Origin of the sequence: Acidocella sp. KAb 2-4 (assembly GCF_020567705.1) — a bacterium.
GTDB lineage: Bacteria > Pseudomonadota > Alphaproteobacteria > Acetobacterales > Acetobacteraceae > Acidocella.
The window spans coordinates 226,850-244,891 of the sequence record NZ_JAJDJU010000002.1 but is presented as its reverse complement, the minus strand read 5'-3'; the positions used below and the strand labels follow the sequence as shown (position 1 = coordinate 244,891).

Below are 18,042 nucleotides of genomic sequence, written 5' to 3'. Positions count from 1 at the left end.
CTGCGGCATGATGCCGCACGCAACCTCCCGCCCTGCCGCTGCCCCCAGCGCCAAGCTGGGTACGCTGGAGTTGGGGCGGTTTCTGGCGGCATCCATTGTCGTGCTCACCCACTGGCTGCCCGATGTAAATACACACGCCGCCCATGCCGGGCAAACTGTGTTCGCCGGCTGGCATGCGCCTGGCGCGATCGGCGTGCAATATTTCTTTGTCCTGAGCGGCTTTGTCATGGCCAGCGCGCATCTGGGCGATTTCGGCCGCCTGACCGCGCCGCTTCGCTTCTGGTGGCGCCGCGCCTGCCGCATCTACCCCAGCTATTGGCTGGCGCTGGTGATCCCGATCCATTACCTGAGCGGCTTCCTCACACCGGCGTTCAGCTTGCAACTTTTTACCCTGTCGCCGTGGCATGACGGTGATTTCATCGCCCCCGCCTGGTCGCTGCGCTACGAAATAGCGTTCTACACGATATTCGGCTTGTGCCTGCTGCCATGGCTCGGCCGGCCACTCCTGGCGGCGTGGATCCTTCTCACCTTGTGGCGCTGGGCCCCGGGTCCGGCGCTGGCGCTGGCGCTGTTGCACCTGCCACCGCCCTTCCTCGTTAATGAACTGGCAACCCGCTATGGCGACCGTTTCACCAGCTTCATGGACATCTATTTCTTCGCCGGGCTGGCGGCTGGATATGGCTTCGCGCGGCTACGCGGCGCCGGCGCGGTGGTCAGCACGGCGCTCACCGGCGCCGGCGCCGTCCTCTCCCTGGTCATGCTGTCGCGGCTCGGCTGGGGCGATCAATACGGAGCGCCGGGCACGCAGGTTCCGCTCATGGCCTGCGGTCTTGCCATGTTACTGCTAGGGCTGGCGGGACTTGAGCGCCATGGCTGGCTGCGCCTGGGGCGCTGGGCGGAACGGGCCGGCGCGCTCTCCTACCCGCTTTATATCCTGCACGCCCCCCTGCTCTTGGCGTGGGACCAGTTCAATCGCGCCCTGAAACTGTCCCTATTAGACCTATACGGGCTGAGTTTTGTCGGCCTGCTCACGCTTTATCTCGCCGCCGCCGCCGTCACTTTCTGGTACGACCAGCCGCTGCAACGCCAATTTCGCCGTCTGGGGCGAGGAACAGCCTTGGCGATCGCTGCGCACCGCGCATGAATGTGCTTATATAACCGGCGCAAGGCGCGATGCGCGCAAGGCCGGAATGCGAATATTATGTCTATTAACCTGCCATAGCTTACTGTTTGTAGCGGGCATGCCGAAACCGGACGAGCTCCTGTTTGCCTTCAAGACGTTCACCGGCGCCATGGCGGCGCTGTATCTGTCGCTGTGGCTGGGGCTCGACAATCCTTATTGGGCAATGGCCACGGCCTTCATCGTCGCGCAGCCGTTTAGCGGGGCGATGCGTTCGAAGGCGCTGTACCGGCTTGGCGGCACCGCCATCGGCGGCACGGCGGCGGTGGCGATGGTGCCCAACCTCGTCAACGCGCCGGCGCTGCTCAGCCTCGCCCTGGCGCTTTGGCTGGGGATGTGCCTGTATTTCTCGCTGCTCGACCGCTCACCGCGCGCCTATACCTTCATGCTGGCGGGATACACCGCGGGCATCATCGGCTTTCCCTCCGTGACCGCGCCGCAGCATATTTTCCAGACGGCGCTGACCCGCGTCGAGGAGATCTCCATCGGCATCACCTGCACCACCGCGTTTGGGCTGCTGGTGTTCCCGCGCCCGCTCGGGCCGGTGCTGGCGCGGCGCATGGCGGGGTGGACCAAGCCGGCGGTGAACTGGGCCGTGGCGGCGCTGAGCGGGCACGATGACAGCGCCGCCGCGCGTGACGGGCGCGCGCATTTGGCCTTCGAGGCCATCGACACCTCGGCGATGATCGACCTGCTGGCCTATGACACCTCGCATCTGCGGGATTCGGTGCCCTATGTTTCGCGTCTGCGGGTCTATCTGATCAGCCTGCTGCCGATTCTCAGCTCGATCGGCGACCGCGTGGCGCAGCTCTACCGCCTGAGCGGGATTACCCCAGGCTTGCAGCACGCGCTGGACCGGACCGTGGCCTGGATGCATGGCGGCACCCCGGAAGAGGCCGACGCGCTACTGGCCGAGATCGTGGCGCTGGAGGAGGCCGAGCATGACTGGCCAGGCCTTCTGCGCGCCAGCCTAGCGCTGCGGCTGGAGGAGCTTGTGAGCCTCGCCAAGCATTCCCGCGAGATCCGACAGCACATCCTGCATGGCGAGCCGCCGCCAGAGGGCCAACTGGAGCGCGACTTCGTCGCCGTCGTGGTGCATAACCGCGACCATATGTTGGCGGCGCTCTCCGGGCTCGCGGCGGCAACCTCGGTGCTGCTGGTCTGCGCGCTATGGATCTTCACCGCCTGGCCCACCGGGGCGGGGGCGGCGATCATGGTCGCGGTGGCCTGCTCCTTCTTCGCCGCGCAGGATAATCCGGCCCCTGCCATCGCCGGCATGGTGCGCAGCTCGTCCCTCGCGCTGATCTGCGTCGGCATTTACTCCTTCGCGGTGCTGCCGCGCGTGACCTGCTTCGAGGAACTCTATCTCGTGCTGCTGCCCGCCGGGATGATCATCGGGCTGATGATCTCGCGGCCGAGCACCTTCGCCGTGGGCATGAATCTCAGCGCCATCGGCGCCACCCAAATGGCGGTGGAAAACGGCTATGTGCCGGGCTTCGCCACCTATGCCAACAGCTCGATCGCGGTGCTGATGGGCTTGGGCAGCGCCCTGGTCATGACGCGGCTGATCCGCTCCTTCGGCGCCGCCTGGACCGCGGAACGGCTGACGCGGGCGAGCTGGCGCGAGATCGCGGAGGCCGCCGAGGGGCGCAGCGGCGTGGATGCGGCCATGTTGATCGGCATCACCGTGGACCGGCTGGGGCTAATGGTGCCGCGCCTCGCCGCCATCTCCGCCAATCGCGACGCCAATTTGCGCGCCCTGCTCGGCAGCCTGCGCGTGGGCCTGAACATGCTCGGCCTGCACCGTGAATTATGGCGCATGCCGCTGGCGGCGCGGCGGGCCTGCGAGGCGGTGTTCACCGGCGTGGCGGCGCATTACCGCGCCGATCCGCGCCGCCCCGCGCCGCACGCCTTGCAGGATGCGATCGATGAGAGCATCTCCCTGCTCGCGGAGGATCCGCACAGCCACAAGACGGCGCTGATGATGCTCTCCGGCCTGCGCTGCGTGCTGTTCCCCGCCGCCCCGCCGCCGCAGATCGCGCCCTGGACCGAACCCGCACGGAGACTGGCATGATCGGTGAAATCGACCTGTTCGGTGTTTATCTGCCGCCCCTGTTGGTCTGGGCGCTGATCGCGCAGGCGCTAGGCATCGGCGTGCGCCGCCTGATGGCTGCGGCCGGGCTTTACCGCTATGTCTGGCACCGCCCGCTCTTCGATTTTTCCGTCCTTATCATCCTCACCGGGCTGGTTAGCCTGGCGATGAACCGCCTGTTCTGATGATCGGAGTATCATGACGACCGCCTCCCTGCCGTTTCGCCTCCTCGCCACGCTCGTGGTGCTGCTTGCCGCCGCGCTCGTCGCCTCGCAGCTATGGGATTATTACATGGACGCGCCCTGGACCCGCGATGGCCGGGTCCGCGCCGACGTGGTGGATCTGGCGCCCGATGTGAGCGGCCCGGTCGTGCAGGTTTTCGTGCACGACAATCAGGTTGTGCATGAGGGCGACAAGCTGTTCCAGATCGACCCCGCCCGCTTCACCCTGGCGGTGCAGCAGGCCCAGGCGGCGGTGGACCGCACCCGCGCGGCCATGCAACAAGCCAAGAGCGACGCTGCGCGCTACGCCGCGGTGTCGAACAACGCCGCCTCGGGGCTCAGCCGCGACCAGGCGAGCGCCACGGCGCAGGAAGCGGAAGCCGAATACAACCTGGCGCTCGCCAATCTCGGCGTGGCGGAGCTGAACCAGCGGCGCAGCACGGTATATGCCTCAGTGAACGGCGTGATCACCAATTTCTCCATGCGGCCAGGTGATTACGTAACCGCCGGCAAGCCGGTTCTGGCGATCGTGGACAGCGATTCGTTTTATGTCGACGCGTATCTCGAAGAGACCAAGATGCGCGGCATCAGCCCTGGCGACGCCGCCAAGATCACCCTGATGCAGGGCGGCCCGGCCATTACCGGCCATGTCAGCGGCATCGCGGCGGGCATCGCCGATGTCGAGCGCACCCCCACCTCCGCCACGCTGCTGGCGGATGTGAACCCGACCTTCACCTGGGTCCGCCTCGCCGCGCGCATCCCCGTGCGCGTCGAGCTCGACCATGTGCCGGACGGGGTGAAGCTGGTGGCGGGGATGACCTGCACCGTCTCCATCACCCCGCGCGACACGGGCAACGGCCAGGCGGCTCAGTAGGCGCTGAGCCCGGCGCGCGGGTCGTAACCCGGCTGCTCCCAGCTTTGCAGGAACGCCTCCAGCGCCGCATCGGCCGGGCCGACGACAACGCGCAGCTTGACCAGCAGGTCGCCCGCATGATGGTGGCCATGCGCGGGCACGCCGCGCCCGCGCAGGCGCATCTCGGTGCCGCTCTCGGTATGCGGTTTCACGGTCATCACTACATCGCCGGCCGGGGTCGGCACCTGCACCTTGCCGCCGAGCACCGCCTCCTTCAGCGAGATCGGCAGTTCCAGGTGGATGTTGCGCCCCTCGCGGCGGAATAGCCGGTGCGAGCCAACATGCACCTCGATCAGCGCGTCGCCGGTGGGGCCGCCATTGCGGCCTGGCTGGCCGCGGCCGCGCAGGCGCAGCACGCCGCCCTCCTCGGTGCCGGGCGGAATCTTCACGTCAAGGCTCTGGCCATCGGGCAAGGTGATGCGCTTGCTGCCGCCATTCACCGCCTCGAGGAAACCGACGCGCACCGAATAGCGCTCATCCTGCCCACGGGCGGGGCCGTGACCCCGCTGCTCGAAGATATTGGCGAAAATATCGTCGAACCCGCCGAACCCGGCCGCCCCGGCCCCGGCATGCTGGCGCCAATGGCCTTGCGGCGCGCGCTCGGCCCCGGCGGCGTCGATCTCGCCGCGGTCGAAGCGGGCGCGCTTCTCCGGGTCGGAGAGGATGTCATTGGCCAGCGAGACGGCCTTGAACGCCTCCTCCGCCGCCTTGTTGCCGGGGTTGAGGTCGGGGTGATGCTTCTTCGCGAGCTTGCGATAGGCGGCGCGGATTTCATCCGCCGTCGCCTCCCGCTTCACCCCAAGCACTTTATACGGGTCTTCTGCCATGAACTGTCTCGAACTGCGTGATCTGTGGTCTGGCTCCTAGATAGGAAGCCCGACGTGGCCGTGACAACGGCGCCGGCCAGATCTTAGTGCCGCAATGTGCTCGAGAGGAACTGGCGGAAGCGCTCCGATTTGGGGTTGGTGAACATCTCGCTCGGCGGGCCCTCCTCCTCGGTCTGGCCCTTGTGCAGGAACATCACGCGGTCGGCCACCTCGCGGGCGAACCCCATCTCGTGGGTGACGACCAGCATGGTGCGCCCTTCCTTGGCGAGATCGCGCATCACCTTCAGCACTTCGCCGACCAGTTCGGGGTCGAGGGCCGAGGTTGGCTCGTCGAACAGCAGCACCTCGGGCTCCATGGCCAGGGCGCGGGCAATCGCCACACGCTGCTGCTGCCCGCCAGAGAGCTGGGCCGGATAGGCGTCGAGCTTGTTGGCCAGGCCAACCTTTTCCAGCATCGCCTCACCGCGGGCGATGGCGGTTTTCTTATCGAGCTTCAGCACATGCACCGGGGCTTCGATGACGTTTTGCAGCACCGTCATGTGCGCCCACAGGTTGAACTGCTGGAACACCATCGACAAACGGGTGCGCAACCGTTCGATCTGGCGCGGATTCGCCGCGGCGCGGGCGTTCTTGCCGTCCTTCATCTCGATCAGTTCGCCCTTGATCGAGACCCGGCCGCGATCGGGCATTTCCAGCAGGTTGATGCAGCGCAAAAAAGTGCTCTTGCCGGAGCCGGAGGAACCCAGAATGGCGATCACGTTATGTTCATAGGCGGTCAGCGACACGCCTTTGAGAACCTCGACCTTGCCGAAGCTCTTATGGATATCTTCGACCACCAGGGTCGGTGTGGGTTTGGACGTATCGGACATGGATTACAAACATTCCCTATTTTTTATTTTAGGGCCAGCCTAAAATAAGGTGGCCAGGAAATTGTATAGACAATTACCAGCTTTGCAAATCCCGAAATCTCAGGCAAAAGGAATTGTCCTTATTCGGACGCAGGAGAGAGCGCGGGCATAGACCCGCGCCGCCGAAGGCGCAACCGGCCCCCGGAACCGCTCAGGCAAAAAGGGCTGCGGCTTGTCAAAGGGATACTCTGGAAAGCCGGTGGCAGCGCCACCGCACCGACGGGGTCAAGGACGGATGAAACCGCCCGAATCTCTCAGGTTCCCAGGACAGAGGGGGGTCAGAACTGCCGGCGCTTCAAGCTGGGAGCTGATCTGATGGGGATTCATATGCTGAAAACACCTTTGGACGGGCTGCACCGCAAGCTCGGGGCGCGCATGGTTGAGTTCGCCGGTTATGAGATGCCGCTGCAATATGCGGGCATCATGGCCGAGCATAATGCCTGCCGCGAGGGCGCCGCGCTGTTCGACGTCTCCCATATGGGACAGGTCGAGATCGCCGACGCGCGGGGCTTCGAGGCCCTGGTGCCGGGCGACATCACCGGGCTGAAAGCCGGGCGCCAGCGCTACACGCTGCTGCTCAACGCCCAGGGCGGCATCATCGATGATCTGATGGTCGCCAATCTCGGCACGCATCTGCAGGCGGTGCTGAATGCCGGGCGCAAGGATGTGGACGTGGCGCATATGCGCGCGCATGGCCTGGCCGTGACCACGCATTTCGACCGCGCGCTGCTGGCGCTGCAAGGCCCGAAGGCGGCGGCGCTGTTCCCCGAGGGCGCGGCGCTTAAATTCATGGATGCGGCGGCGGTGAGCGTGGAGGGTATTCCCTGCGTGGTCACCCGTTCGGGCTATACAGGCGAGGACGGCTTCGAGATCGGCTGCCCGGGTGAAGCGGGCGAGCGTCTGGCCGAGATCCTGCTGGCGCGCGGGGCGGTGCCCGCCGGGCTGGGGGCGCGCGACTCGCTGCGCCTGGAGGCCGGGCTGCCGCTTTATGGCAATGACATTGGCGAGGCCACCAGCCCTGTGGCGGCCGGGCTGAATTTCGCGCTTTCCAAGAAGCGCCTGGCGGCGGCTGATTTCCTCGGCGCCGCGGCGGTGAACACGGCACTGGCCGAGGGCACCGCCGAGAAGCTGGTCGGCATCCGCCTCGACGGCCGCGCCCCGGCCCGCGCCCATGCCGAAATCCGCCACCAGGGCGCGCGCGTCGGCGAGATCACCTCCGGCGTGTTCTCCCCCACGCTGAACGCCCCGATCGCGCTGGGCTATGTACGGGCTGATCTGGCTTCGCCTGGCACCGCGCTTGAGCTGATCGTGCGCGACAAGCCGCTGCCCGGCACGGTCACCGCCCTGCCCTTCGTTCCTCATAACTATGTTCGCTGAAAAGGAGACACCGCTTATGGCCCAGGTTTATTATTCCAAGGATCACGAATGGGTTTCGATCGGCGCTGACGGTCTCGCCACTGTCGGCATCACCGACCACGCGCAAGCCGCGCTGGGCGACATCGTGTTCGTCGAACTGCCGGAGCCGGGCCGCAATGTCGCCAAGGCTGAGGCGGTTGCGGTGGTGGAGAGCGTGAAGGCGGCCTCCGACGTGTATGCCCCGCTGGCGGGCACGGTGGCCGAGGCCAACCAGGCGATCGTGGACGAGCCGGGCCTAGTCAACACCGGCGCCGAGGGCGCGGCGTGGTTCTTCAAGCTGCGCCTGGCGGACCCGGCTTCCGTGTCCACCCTGCTGGACCGCGCGGCGTATGATGAATTTCTGGGCACGCTGGCATGAGCGCGCTGGACGAGCTGCACGCGCTGGAGCGGGCCGACGAATTCGCGGCGCGGCATATCGGGCCGGATGCGGCGCAGATCGCGGCGATGCTGAGCGTGGTCGGCGCCGCCAGCCTCGATGACCTGATCGCCCAGACCGTGCCGGAATCCATCCGCTCCAATGCCGGGCTGAAGCTGCCCGCCGCGATCAGCGAGGCCGAGGCGCTGCGCCAGCTGCGCGGGCTGGCGGCGCGCAACGTGGTGAAAAAATCGCTGATCGGGCTGGGCTATCACGGCACCATCACGCCGCCGGTGATCCAGCGCAACGTGCTGGAGAATCCGGGCTGGTACACCGCCTACACGCCGTATCAGGCCGAGATCTCACAGGGGCGGCTGGAGGCGATCCTCAACTTTCAGACCATGATCGCCGAGCTGACCGGGCTGGAAATCGCCAACGCCTCACTGCTCGATGAAGCCACCGCCGCGGCGGAGGGCGTTTCCATGGCGCATGCGCTGCACAAGGGCAGCAGCCAGGTGATCGCCGTGGCCGCCGACGTGCACCCGCAGACCCGCGCCGTGATCGCCACCCGCGCCTGGCCGTTGGGCTGGCAGGTGACGGATTTCGTGCCGGGCGACACGGGGGCCATCGCGGCGTTGCAGCCGTTTGCCGTGGTGCTCAATTACCCTGGCAGCACCGGCGCGGTGCGCGACCTCACCGCCGAAATCGCCGCGGCGAAGGCGGCCGGGGCGATGAGCATCGTCTGCGCCGACCTGCTGGCGCTCACCCTGCTTACCCCGCCCGGCGAGATGGGCGCGGATATCGTCGCCGGTTCGGCCCAGCGCTTCGGCGTGCCGATGGGGTTTGGCGGCCCGCATGCCGGGTATTTCGCCACGCGCGACGCCTTTAAGCGCGCGATGCCGGGGCGGCTGGTCGGCGTGTCGGTGGATGCCGCCGGGCACCCTGCCATGCGCCTGGCGTTGCAGACCCGCGAGCAGCATATCCGGCGCGAGAAGGCGACCTCCAATATCTGCACCGCGCAGGTGCTGCTGGCGGTGATGGCCGGGTTCTACGCCGCCTGGCACGGGCCGGAGGGGCTGAAGAAGATCGCCCGGCGCGTGAATTTGCAGGCCAGGTTGCTGGCCGAGGCCGCGCGCCAGGGCGGGCACACGCTGCGCCACACGCAATTCTTCGACACCATCGCCATCGAGGCCGGCGCCAAGGCCGAGGCGTTGCTGGCGGCGGCGGGCGAGGCCGGGTTCAACCTGCGCCGGATCGACGCCACGGGCATCGGCATCGCGCTGGATGAGACCGTGACCCGCGCCGAACTGGAAACGCTGGCCGGGCTGCTGGGCGGCAAGCTGGAAGCGGCAGCCGAGTCGATCCCCGCCGGGCTGCTGCGCCGCTCGGGCTTCTGCGCGGCGGCGGTGTTCAACACCCACCACTCCGAGCACGCCATACTGCGCTACATGAAGCGGCTGGAGGACAAGGATGTCGCGCTCAACCGCTCGATGATCCCGCTCGGCTCCTGCACGATGAAGCTCAACGCCGCGGTGGAGATGGCGGCGATCACCTGGCCCGAATTCGCCGAGATCCACCCCTTCGCCCCGGCCGAGCAGACGGCGGGGTTCAAGACGTTGATCGACGAGCTGGCGGCGCTGCTGGCGGAAGTCACCGGCTTTGCCGGGGTGTCGCTGCAGCCCAACTCGGGCGCGCAGGGCGAATATGCCGGGCTGCTGGCGATCCGGGCCTGGCAGGAGGCGCGCGGCCAGGGGCACCGCAATATCTGCCTGATCCCAGCCTCGGCGCATGGCACCAACCCGGCCTCCGCCGCCATGGCGGGCTACAAGGTCGTGGTCGTGGCCTGCGACAAGCTGGGCAATGTCGATGTCGCCGATCTGGAGGCGAAGATCGCGGCGCATGGGCCGAACCTGGCGGCGCTGATGATCACCTATCCGAGCACGCATGGCGTGTTCGAGACCTCGATCCGCGACATCTGCCGCGCCGTGCACGAGGCGGGCGGGCAGGTTTACATGGACGGCGCCAACATGAACGCGCAGGTGGGGCTGACCAGCCCGGCCAATATCGGCGCGGATGTCTGCCACCTGAACCTGCACAAGACCTTCTGCATCCCGCATGGCGGCGGCGGCCCCGGCGTCGGTCCGATCGGCGTGGCGGCGCATCTGCTGCCGCATCTGCCCAACCACCCGCTGCGCGCGGATGCTGGGCCGCAAACCGGCTACGGCCCGGTGGCGGCGGCGCCCTATGGCTCGGCGCTGATCCTGCCGATCCCCTATGCCTATATCCGGCTGATGGGGCCCGAGGGCATCACCCGCGCGACCAAGGCGGCGATCCTGAACGCCAACTACATCGCCGCCAAGCTGGAAGGGGCTTATCCCATCCTCTATCGCGGCGAGAATGGCCGCGTGGCGCATGAATGCATCGTCGATTGCCGCGGCTTTGGCGCGACCTCGGGCGTGCAGGTCGAGGATATCGCCAAGCGCCTCGCCGATTACGGCTTCCACGCGCCGACCATGTCATGGCCGGTGGCGGGCACGCTGATGATCGAACCGACCGAGAGCGAGGACAAGGCGGAGCTGGACCGGTTCTGCGACGCGATGCTGACCATCGCCGACGAAATCGCCAGCATCGAGGACGGCGCCTGGCCGCGCGAGGACAATCCGCTGAAGAACGCGCCGCACACCGCCGCCGAGGTGATGGCGGAGAGCTGGACGCATCCGTATTCGCGCGAACAGGCGGCCTACCCGCTGCCCTATATCGCCGCGCAGAAATACTGGCCGCCGGTGAAACGCGTCGATAACGTCTATGGCGACCGCAATCTGGTGTGCTCCTGCGCGCCACTGGAAGCCTACGCCGACGCCGCGGAATAGCGGCATGCAAATACGCCCGGCCAGGACACGAAAAATTCTTGGCCGGGCGTTAAAATATCACTTGCATCCAGGGGGGTATGGCCTCATAAGCCCCCCCCACTGGCCCAGGGGGGCGCAGCGCGGTGCTGCGCCTTACAGGCTGTCTGCTAGTTGAGGGGGTTCGCAATGAACGCACTTGCCCGACTGGGGATGGTCTCGGAGTCTCCGAGCGAAAACCAGGCGATTTCCACGGTCTCTGCTGAGCCGCAGAAGGATTACTACGTCGAGAAAGATGGCGTGAAATACGCCGGGATGCACCTGATCATCGATCTGTGGGGTGCCTCCAATCTCGACAGCCCGGAGCTGATCGACAAGACGCTGTGCGACGGCGCGATCGCGGCCGGCGCCACGATCCTTCATCACCACTTCCACCATTTCGAGCCGAATGGCGGCGTCTCCGGCGTGGTTGTGCTGGCGGAGAGCCATATCTCCATTCACTCTTGGCCCGAGCGTAATTTCGCGGCGCTGGATGTGTTCATGTGCGGCTGCTGCGACCCGTACAAGCTGATCCCCTTCCTCAAGGAAGCGTTCACGCCGAGCCACATCCAGATCAACGAACAAAAACGCGGGCTGATCGCTTAACATGACCGATACATGGTTTAACGAGACGCTGTACCCCGATTGGGGGCAGCGCTTTCGCTTCGTGCGCCAGCTCGCGCGGGTGAAGAGCGAGTTTCAGGACATCGGCTTGTTCGAGACGGACAGCCATGGCCGCGTGCTGACGCTGGATGGCGTGGTGCAGATCACCGAGCGCGACGAGTTCGTGTATCAGGAGATGCTGACCCACGTGCCGCTGCTGGCGCATGGCAACGCCAAAAACGTGCTGATCATCGGCGCCGGTGACGGCGGCGTGCTGCGCCATGTGCTGATGCACAAGGGCGTGGAGCGCGCGGTGATGGCCGAGATCGACGGCGAGGTGATCCGCCTCTCCAAGGAGTTCCTGCCGGATATTGGCGGCAATGCCTGGAATGATCCGCGCGCGCAGGTGATCGTGGGCGACGGCATCGACTACGTGAAGAAAGCGCCGGATGCGTCGTTCGATGTCATCATCGTCGACTCCACCGACCCGATCGGTGTGGGCGAGGTGCTGTTCACCGACGAGTTCTACAAAAACGCGGCGCGCATCCTCACCCCGCAAGGGCTGATCGTGAACCAGTGCGGCGTGCCCTTCATGCAGGCTGACGAGCTGCGCGACACCTCGCTGCGCCGCAAGCAGTTCTTCCCGCATGTCACCGCCTATGTCGCCGCCGTGCCGACCTATGTCGGCGGCTATATGACGCTCGGCTGGGCCGGCAAGGATGCCAGCCTGACGCAGCATAGCGTGGAGACGATCACCGCGCGCGCCGAAGCCGCCGGGATTGCCGGCGAGTATTGGAGCCCGCGCGTGCATGTGGCGAGCTTCTGGCTGCCGCCTTATATCGAGAAGCACCTGCCCAAATAATCGGCGGTGTCCAGAATCTGCCGGTCCAGGCTGGCAGGTTCCAAACCAATCGAGGAAGCGAACCCAAGAAACGCGGCGGCGTCCCCGAGATAAACATCGGGGGCGCCGTTTTGCCATTCCGGGCGGTGCAGCACGAGCGGCTTGCCAAGCACCCGCGCCGCGCGGGCGGCAAGGGCGGATAATTCCACCGGCTCACCCCAGGAATCGAACACCGGCGGCGATTCACCGCGCGCCAGCAGGCCGAGTGCGATGTTGAGCACATCCCCCACATGCGCATAGCCGCGCCAGACCGGATGCGCAGCGCGCAGCGTGACCGGCCTATCGGCCAGAAGATCGCGGATGATGCAGGCAAGCGCATAAGACTCGAGCTTGTTGATGAACGGGCCGGCGAGGTTGAACACACGGATGGAGACGCAGGGCACGCCGAGCGCGGCGAAGCGGGCTTCGTCCTCCCGCTTGCCGTCACCATACGGGTTGGGCGGCGGCGCATACACCGCGCCCGAGGAGGGCACGAACACGCCGCGCGCGCCGTTGCGGCGGATGAAGGCCTCGACTGTGTCTGAGATCGCCCTGTTGGTGGCGATGTAGGTCTCAACTGGCATCTTGGCCGCATGCTCGCGGGTGAGAAATGCCATGTGCAGCATCAGCGGCGCGGGGCAGCGCAGCGTCGCCAATTCGTCCAAAGCCCGGATGGGTAGGGCGGCGCCGCTACGCAACGTGTAGTCGCGCGCGCTGGCGCCGAAGGCGTGAATCTCCGCCCCAGCCTGATGCGCCATCTCCAGCGCCGCCTGGCCCAGCCAGCCGCCCGCCCCGGTGATGACAACCGGCACGCCGCGCAGGGGCGTCAGCGCTTCAAGCATGGAGCGCGAAGAACTCCTCAAAGCTGGCCAGCATGTAGTCGAGATGCGCTGAGGTAAGACCGGGATACACGCCGATCCAAAACGTGTTGTTCATCACCAGATCAGCGTTCGGCGTCGGCCCGCCGACGCGGTAGTTTTGGTGTTTCATATAGGGCTGGTGAATGAGATTGCCGCCAAACAGATAACGCGTGCCGATGCGCGCACGGTTAAGATGCCCGACCAGCAGATCGCGCGCATGCGGCGCGCCAGGGCGTATGGTGAGCGGCAGCCCGAACCAGGACGGCTCAGAACTCGGCGTCGCTTCAGGCAGGATCAGAAACTCCTCGAAGCGCTGCAACCCGGCGCGGAGATAGGCGAAATTGGCGTTGCGCGTGGCCACGAATTCATCCAGCCGGTCAAGCTGCTTCACCCCCACCGCGGCCTGCATGTCGGTCATCTTCAGGTTATAGCCGGCATGGGAGTAAATGTATTTGTGGTCATAACCCAAAGGCAAACCGCCAAGCTGCCAGGAGAAGCGTTGCTTGCACGTGTTATCCTGCCCCGGCGGACACCAGCAATCGCGCCCCCAATCACGCAACGATTCGAGAATCCGCTTATAATGGCTGGATTTTGTAAAAACCGCGCCGCCCTCGCCGGTGGTGATGTGATGCGCCGGGTAGAAGCTGAGCGTGCCGATCTCGCCAAAACCGCCCACCGCCGCACCGTTATATTTTGCCCCCAGAGCGTCACAGCAATCCTCGATCACCCGCAGATCATGGCGCTTCGCGATCGCCATAACAGTATCGATATCGAAAGGATTACCCAATGTGTGTGCCAGCGCGATGGCGCGGGTGCGGGGCGTGATTGCCGCCTCGATCGCGGATGCGTCAATATTGTAGGTTGGCAGCGAAACATCGACGAAGACCGGAACCAGACCGTTCTGCAAAACCGGATTCACAGTGGTCGGGAATCCCGTCGCACAGGTGATCACCTCATCGCCCGGCTTCAGGGCCGCCGTCCCCAGGCTTGGGCTGGTGAGCGCCGTAACCGCGAGCAGATTGGCTGACGAGCCTGAATTCACGGTGAGCGCGTAACGGCTCTGCGCGGCCTGCGCCAGTTTGGTTTCAAATTCATCATTGAAACGCCCCGTGGTGAGCCAGAACTCCAGCGCTGAATCCACAAGGTTTACCAATTCCGGCGCACCATAAACCTTGCCTGAGACAGGCACGGGTGAGCTGCCCGGGTGGAAGGGCTGCGGCGCATGCGCAAGCTCCGCATAGCGCGCGGAAAGTTCGAGAATCTGGCGCCGCAGCGCCTCCGCTTCACTCATATTGGCTAAAAGCCCTGATTTGCGAGAGTGTGAAAGCTTCCATGTCGGCGCCATCCTTAAAGGCGCGATACCACGATACCGTGGCATCCAGCGCATCATCGAGCCTCATACTCGGGCGCCACGCGAGATCGCGCCACGCCTTTTCCGAACGCAGACGCAAACTCTGCGCCTCATGCACCGGGTTGGCATCCGGCGCCACGGTGAAAAACGCCCCCTGCCCCCACAGCGCGCAAAGCCGCGCGGCGACGCTCTGCACCGTGGCGCTGTCATTTGGATCTGGGCCGAAATTCCAGCTCTCGCGCGGCGCCTCATGCGCCCACATGTATTCCGTGGCGACCAGATAGCCGCAGAGAGGCTCGAGCACGTGTTGCCATGGCCGCACCGCTGCCGGATGGCGCAAGGTCAGCAACTCGCCTGCCATGATCGCCCGAAAGAAATCAGGCAGCAGACGGTCCTCCGCCCAATCCCCGCCGCCAATGACATTTCCCGCGCGCACCGTAGCCAGCCTCTGCCCCGCCGGCATGGGAAACGATGCAGCCACCAACTCAGCACCGGCCTTTGAGGCACTGTACGGATCATGCCCGCCCAGCCTCGATGTTTCGTCATGCACACCAGCGCTCTCGGCATAAACCTTGTCGCTGGTGACAACGATCGTTACCTGCACGCTCGGCGTCTGCCGGACAGCATCCAGCACATTCGCCGTACCCATGATATTCGTGGCGTAAGTTTCCATCGGCCGCAGATAGGACGCGCGGACGAGCGGCTGTGCGGCGAGATGCAGCACGATCTCAGGAGCGAAATCTCGCATTGCCGCGGTCAGCGTGGCGGCATCGCGGATATCCGCGATCTGGTGTTCGATATGGCGCGCCACATGGCATGCCGCAAAGAAATCCGGCTCGGTTTCCGGCGCCAGCGCATAGCCACGCAATATTGCGCCGAGTTGCGAAAGCCACAATGTCAGCCAGCCACCTTTGAAACCAGTATGGCCCGTGATGAAAACGCGCTTGCCGCTCCAAAAGGAGGCGCGCGGTAGCGCATGCGTCACTCTTGCCATGTCATCCAAGGCCCCTGTCCCGACTCACAAAGCTGATCCAGCGTCATGCGGTCGCGTAACGTGTCCATGGGCTGCCAGAAGCCGCCATGGCGATAGGCGCGCAATTCACCTGACGCCGCCAACCGCTCCATCGGCGCCTTTTCCCATAGCGTTGTGTCGTCTTCGATGAAATCAAGCGCCTTTGGATTGAGCACGAAGAAGCCGCCACTGATCACGCCGGATTCCTCGACCGGCTTTTCCTCGAAACGATCAACCGAATCGCCATCGAGATGCAGCGCCCCGAAGCGCGCCATTGGCCGTACCGCCGCAACCGTCGCCAGGTGCCCATGCGCACGGTGGAAGGCGATCTCCGCCGTGATATCGATATCCGCCACCGCGTCGCCATAGGTCATGCAAAACATCTCGTCATCGCCAAGATATTTACGAATCCGCCGAAGCCTACCGCCGGTTTGCGTCTCCAACCCGGTTTCCACCAGGGTCACCCGCCAGTCTTCAGCCTGGCTCTGATGGATCGTGGTGCCAGAACGCAGGTCAACCGTGATATCCGCCGAATAAAGATTATAGTTGTAGAAATAATCTTTGATCTTCGCGCCCTTGTAGCCAAGGCAGATGATGAAATCCGTGATGCCATGCTGGGCGTAGATCTTCATGATATGCCACAAAATCGGCCGTCCGCCGATTTCCACCATCGGCTTTGGCTTGGTATCCGTCTCCTCCGACAGTCGCGACCCGCGGCCGCCCGCCAGAATTACCGCCTTGATGCCACGGGCATTGTCGATCATTCGCCGCTCCACATATTCTCGGCCAGTTCCTCGCGCGAAAGAAACGGTGCCATGTCATGCAGCGGCGAGGAGACCATGCGCCCATCTTCCAGCCTGCGCGAGGAGAGTTTAGGCGCGAATACTTGATCCGGGTCCATCATGATTTCGCAAAATTGCGGACCGGGCGCTGCCAAAACCTCCCCCAGCACGCGGGGCAATTCGGCATGCGTGGCGGCGCGGTGCACGGGCAGGCGAAACGCGGCGGCGACGGCGCAGAAATCAGGGAAGCTCACGCCGGTCTGGACATCGCAGCCGAACATATTATCCGGGAAGAATGCGCTCTGCGTCTGCTTGATCGATGAATAGCCCGCGTTGTTGAGCAGGAAGATCTTGATGTTCAGCCCCTGCCCGACAATGCTTTGCAGCTCCTGCATGTTCATCATGAAGCTGCCATCGCCCGAAAGGCAAATCACCCGCCGCTCCGGCGCGGCATAAGCGGCGCCGATCGCGGCAGGCAGGTCATAGCCCATCGAAGCCGAGCCTGAATTCGAAAACATCCGCTGCCCAGCTTTGAGTTTCGCCGCCTGGAAGGTGGTGACACAAGCCGTAGCGTTGGCGGTGACGACGACATCCGTCTCGCCTGCCACGTCAAACAGTTTGTCAGCGAAAATATACGGATTGATGCCGCGCGAGTCGTCGACATAGGCAGGCTGCACCACCGGGTAGCGGTGACGGCGCTCCTGGCACCAGGTGAGATAGCGGCGCTGCGCCTCGCTCGGCGCGAAATTGCCGAGCGCGCGCGTCAGCGCCGGGATGAAGGTTTTGAGATCCGCCAGCACTGGCTTCTCGATTTTCAGTGTCGGCTTGGCCAGTTCCGCCGGGTCGATATCGACCATGATCTTCACCGCATCCGGCGCGAAGTTTTCCCAATTATAGGAAATCTGCCTGATATTCAGCCGGCAGCCGAGAATGAGCACGACATCCGCGTTCTGTACCGCGAAATTGCCCGCGCGGTCGCCCACCGTGCCCGGCCTGCCGACATAGGCGGGATGCTCGTCGGGCAACACGTCATGCGCATTGAACGCGGTGGCAACAGGGAATTTCGTCAACTCGACGAGACGCAGGAAATCCTCATGCGCGCCCGCAATGCGCACGCCGGTGCCGGGCATGATCACGGGACGCTTCGCGTTGCGTAAAATCTCCGCCATCTCATGCGCATCTGGTGTCGCCGGCTCCGGCTCCGGCATGTAGCCGCGCAGCGCCTCAGGCTCGATCTGCGCGCCCTGGATGTCCATCGGCACATCAATCCATACCGGACCTGGCCGCCCGGACAGCGCGAGATGCAGCGCCTTCTCAACCACGTAGCGTGTATCATTCTTGTCGCGCAGCACCACCGCGTATTTGGTGATTCCCTTGACCATGGCGACGATATCCGCCTCCTGGTCGCCAAGCTGGCGCAACGGCAGATCGTAGCTCGTCGCCATCGTCTCCTGCTTCACCTGGCCGGAGATGACGAGCATGCCGATGGAATCCGTCCACGCCCCGTGCACGCCGTTGAGCGCGTTGATGCCGCCCGGGCCGGTGGTGACGTTGAGCAGCGCCAGCCGCCCGGAAAGCCGGCAATACGCCTCCGCCGCCATCGCGCAAGCCTGCTCGTGATGCAAACAGATGCCATACAGCCCCTTGTTGCGGGCAAAGGCGTCGTTGAGATGCATTGCCCCGCCGCCGGTGACGGTGAAGAAATGCGTCACGCCATGCGCCGCCACCAGGCGGGCGATATAATCGGCGACGCGCAA

The 18,042-nt window shown here is 65.0% G+C and carries 16 protein-coding genes and 2 riboswitches; of the genes, 9 read left to right on the top strand and 7 right to left on the bottom strand.

Annotated features, from left to right (window positions below; genetic code table 11):
- The first annotated feature begins 10 nt into the window (after positions 1 to 10).
- The 4 genes from LI953_RS02810 to LI953_RS02795 all read left to right on the top strand — a co-directional run bounded on the left by LI953_RS02810 (position 11) and on the right by LI953_RS02795 (position 4,367).
- The gene (locus LI953_RS02810) at positions 11 to 1,144 is read left to right on the top strand and encodes an acyltransferase (protein ID WP_227074501.1); all 1,134 of its coding nucleotides are present in this window, start codon (positions 11 to 13) and stop codon (positions 1,142 to 1,144) included.
- A 97-nt stretch (positions 1,145 to 1,241) separates the two neighbouring features.
- Entirely contained in the window at positions 1,242 to 3,254 is a 2,013-nt protein-coding gene (locus tag LI953_RS02805) for an FUSC family protein (protein WP_227074500.1), read from the top strand.
- Positions 3,251 to 3,457, top strand: a complete 207-nt coding sequence (locus LI953_RS02800; protein WP_227074499.1) for a DUF1656 domain-containing protein — start codon at positions 3,251 to 3,253, stop codon at positions 3,455 to 3,457. The genes LI953_RS02805 and LI953_RS02800 overlap by 4 nt, the downstream gene beginning before the upstream one ends.
- Positions 3,458 to 3,470: 13 nt before the next feature.
- Positions 3,471 to 4,367, top strand: a complete 897-nt coding sequence (locus LI953_RS02795) for an HlyD family secretion protein (RefSeq protein WP_227074498.1) — start codon at positions 3,471 to 3,473, stop codon at positions 4,365 to 4,367.
- Here the strand turns inward: LI953_RS02795 and LI953_RS02790 are convergent.
- A complete protein-coding gene (locus LI953_RS02790; protein WP_227074497.1) occupies positions 4,361 to 5,233 on the bottom strand; it encodes a DnaJ C-terminal domain-containing protein in 873 nt (290 codons plus the stop codon). The genes LI953_RS02795 and LI953_RS02790 overlap by 7 nt on opposite strands.
- A gap of 83 nt (positions 5,234 to 5,316) precedes the next feature.
- Positions 5,317 to 6,102, bottom strand: a complete 786-nt coding sequence (locus LI953_RS02785) for an ABC transporter ATP-binding protein (protein WP_227074496.1) — start codon at positions 6,100 to 6,102, stop codon at positions 5,317 to 5,319.
- A 120-nt stretch (positions 6,103 to 6,222) separates the two neighbouring features.
- Positions 6,223 to 6,319, top strand: a riboswitch (glycine riboswitch).
- Positions 6,320 to 6,422: riboswitch (glycine riboswitch) on the top strand. It begins immediately after the preceding riboswitch.
- Positions 6,423 to 6,456: 34 nt separating this feature from the next.
- Between LI953_RS02785 and gcvT the strand changes: the two genes are divergently transcribed.
- The 5 genes from gcvT (at position 6,457) to speE (ending at position 12,262) form a co-directional block, all read left to right on the top strand.
- Positions 6,457 to 7,518, top strand: coding sequence for a glycine cleavage system aminomethyltransferase GcvT (gcvT, locus tag LI953_RS02780; RefSeq protein ID WP_227074495.1), 1,062 nt, complete (start codon positions 6,457 to 6,459; stop codon positions 7,516 to 7,518).
- 16 nt (positions 7,519 to 7,534) lie between these two features.
- Positions 7,535 to 7,915: a glycine cleavage system protein GcvH gene (gene gcvH, locus LI953_RS02775; protein WP_227074494.1), complete on the top strand. Its 381-nt coding sequence runs from the start codon at positions 7,535 to 7,537 to the stop codon at positions 7,913 to 7,915.
- Positions 7,912 to 10,782 carry an aminomethyl-transferring glycine dehydrogenase gene (gene gcvP, locus LI953_RS02770; protein WP_227074493.1) on the top strand — a complete coding sequence of 957 codons (2,871 nt, stop codon included), beginning with the start codon at positions 7,912 to 7,914 and terminating at the stop codon, positions 10,780 to 10,782. The genes gcvH and gcvP overlap by 4 nt, the downstream gene beginning before the upstream one ends.
- 165 nt (positions 10,783 to 10,947) lie before the next feature.
- Positions 10,948 to 11,403 carry an adenosylmethionine decarboxylase gene (speD, locus tag LI953_RS02765; RefSeq protein WP_227074492.1) on the top strand — a complete coding sequence of 152 codons (456 nt, stop codon included), beginning with the start codon at positions 10,948 to 10,950 and terminating at the stop codon, positions 11,401 to 11,403.
- Between the two features lies 1 nt (position 11,404).
- Positions 11,405 to 12,262 (top strand): polyamine aminopropyltransferase, encoded by an 858-nt coding sequence (gene speE, locus LI953_RS02760; protein WP_227074491.1) that lies wholly within the window; start codon positions 11,405 to 11,407, stop codon positions 12,260 to 12,262.
- Here speE and LI953_RS02755 read toward each other — a convergent pair.
- Genes LI953_RS02755 through LI953_RS02735 form a run of 5 tightly spaced genes read right to left on the bottom strand, consistent with a single transcriptional unit; the run spans position 12,235 to position 18,042 of the window.
- On the bottom strand, positions 12,235 to 13,122 hold the full coding sequence (locus tag LI953_RS02755; protein ID WP_227074490.1) for an NAD(P)-dependent oxidoreductase: 888 nt from the start codon (positions 13,120 to 13,122) through the stop codon (positions 12,235 to 12,237). The genes speE and LI953_RS02755 overlap by 28 nt on opposite strands.
- Entirely contained in the window at positions 13,115 to 14,431 is a 1,317-nt protein-coding gene (rfbH, locus tag LI953_RS02750; protein ID WP_227074489.1) for a lipopolysaccharide biosynthesis protein RfbH, read from the bottom strand. Before rfbH ends, LI953_RS02755 begins: the two co-directional genes overlap by 8 nt.
- Positions 14,424 to 15,485, bottom strand: coding sequence for a CDP-glucose 4,6-dehydratase (rfbG, locus tag LI953_RS02745; protein WP_227074488.1), 1,062 nt, complete (start codon positions 15,483 to 15,485; stop codon positions 14,424 to 14,426). The genes rfbH and rfbG overlap by 8 nt, the downstream gene beginning before the upstream one ends.
- On the bottom strand, positions 15,473 to 16,267 hold the full coding sequence (rfbF, locus tag LI953_RS02740) for a glucose-1-phosphate cytidylyltransferase (protein WP_255643007.1): 795 nt from the start codon (positions 16,265 to 16,267) through the stop codon (positions 15,473 to 15,475). The genes rfbG and rfbF overlap by 13 nt, the downstream gene beginning before the upstream one ends.
- The gene (locus LI953_RS02735) at positions 16,264 to 18,042 is read right to left on the bottom strand and encodes a thiamine pyrophosphate-binding protein (RefSeq protein ID WP_227074487.1); all 1,779 of its coding nucleotides are present in this window, start codon (positions 18,040 to 18,042) and stop codon (positions 16,264 to 16,266) included. The genes rfbF and LI953_RS02735 overlap by 4 nt, the downstream gene beginning before the upstream one ends.

Excerpts from the sequence above, each read along its gene's own strand:
- LI953_RS02810 (WP_227074501.1), top strand. The coding sequence starts at position 11 with ATGCCGCACGCAACCTCCCGCCCTGCCGCTGCCCCCAGCGCCAAGCTG.
- LI953_RS02805 (WP_227074500.1), top strand. The coding sequence starts at position 1,242 with ATGCCGAAACCGGACGAGCTCCTGTTTGCCTTCAAGACGTTCACCGGC.
- LI953_RS02800 (WP_227074499.1), top strand. The coding sequence starts at position 3,251 with ATGATCGGTGAAATCGACCTGTTCGGTGTTTATCTGCCGCCCCTGTTG.
- LI953_RS02795 (WP_227074498.1), top strand. The coding sequence starts at position 3,471 with ATGACGACCGCCTCCCTGCCGTTTCGCCTCCTCGCCACGCTCGTGGTG.
- LI953_RS02790 (WP_227074497.1), bottom strand. The coding sequence starts at position 5,233 with ATGGCAGAAGACCCGTATAAAGTGCTTGGGGTGAAGCGGGAGGCGACG.
- LI953_RS02785 (WP_227074496.1), bottom strand. The coding sequence starts at position 6,102 with ATGTCCGATACGTCCAAACCCACACCGACCCTGGTGGTCGAAGATATC.
- gcvT (WP_227074495.1), top strand. The coding sequence starts at position 6,457 with ATGGGGATTCATATGCTGAAAACACCTTTGGACGGGCTGCACCGCAAG.
- gcvH (WP_227074494.1), top strand. The coding sequence starts at position 7,535 with ATGGCCCAGGTTTATTATTCCAAGGATCACGAATGGGTTTCGATCGGC.
- gcvP (WP_227074493.1), top strand. The coding sequence starts at position 7,912 with ATGAGCGCGCTGGACGAGCTGCACGCGCTGGAGCGGGCCGACGAATTC.
- speD (WP_227074492.1), top strand. The coding sequence starts at position 10,948 with ATGAACGCACTTGCCCGACTGGGGATGGTCTCGGAGTCTCCGAGCGAA.
- speE (WP_227074491.1), top strand. The coding sequence starts at position 11,405 with ATGACCGATACATGGTTTAACGAGACGCTGTACCCCGATTGGGGGCAG.
- LI953_RS02755 (WP_227074490.1), bottom strand. The coding sequence starts at position 13,122 with ATGCTTGAAGCGCTGACGCCCCTGCGCGGCGTGCCGGTTGTCATCACC.
- rfbH (WP_227074489.1), bottom strand. The coding sequence starts at position 14,431 with ATGAGTGAAGCGGAGGCGCTGCGGCGCCAGATTCTCGAACTTTCCGCG.
- rfbG (WP_227074488.1), bottom strand. The coding sequence starts at position 15,485 with ATGGCAAGAGTGACGCATGCGCTACCGCGCGCCTCCTTTTGGAGCGGC.
- rfbF (WP_255643007.1), bottom strand. The coding sequence starts at position 16,267 with ATGATCGACAATGCCCGTGGCATCAAGGCGGTAATTCTGGCGGGCGGC.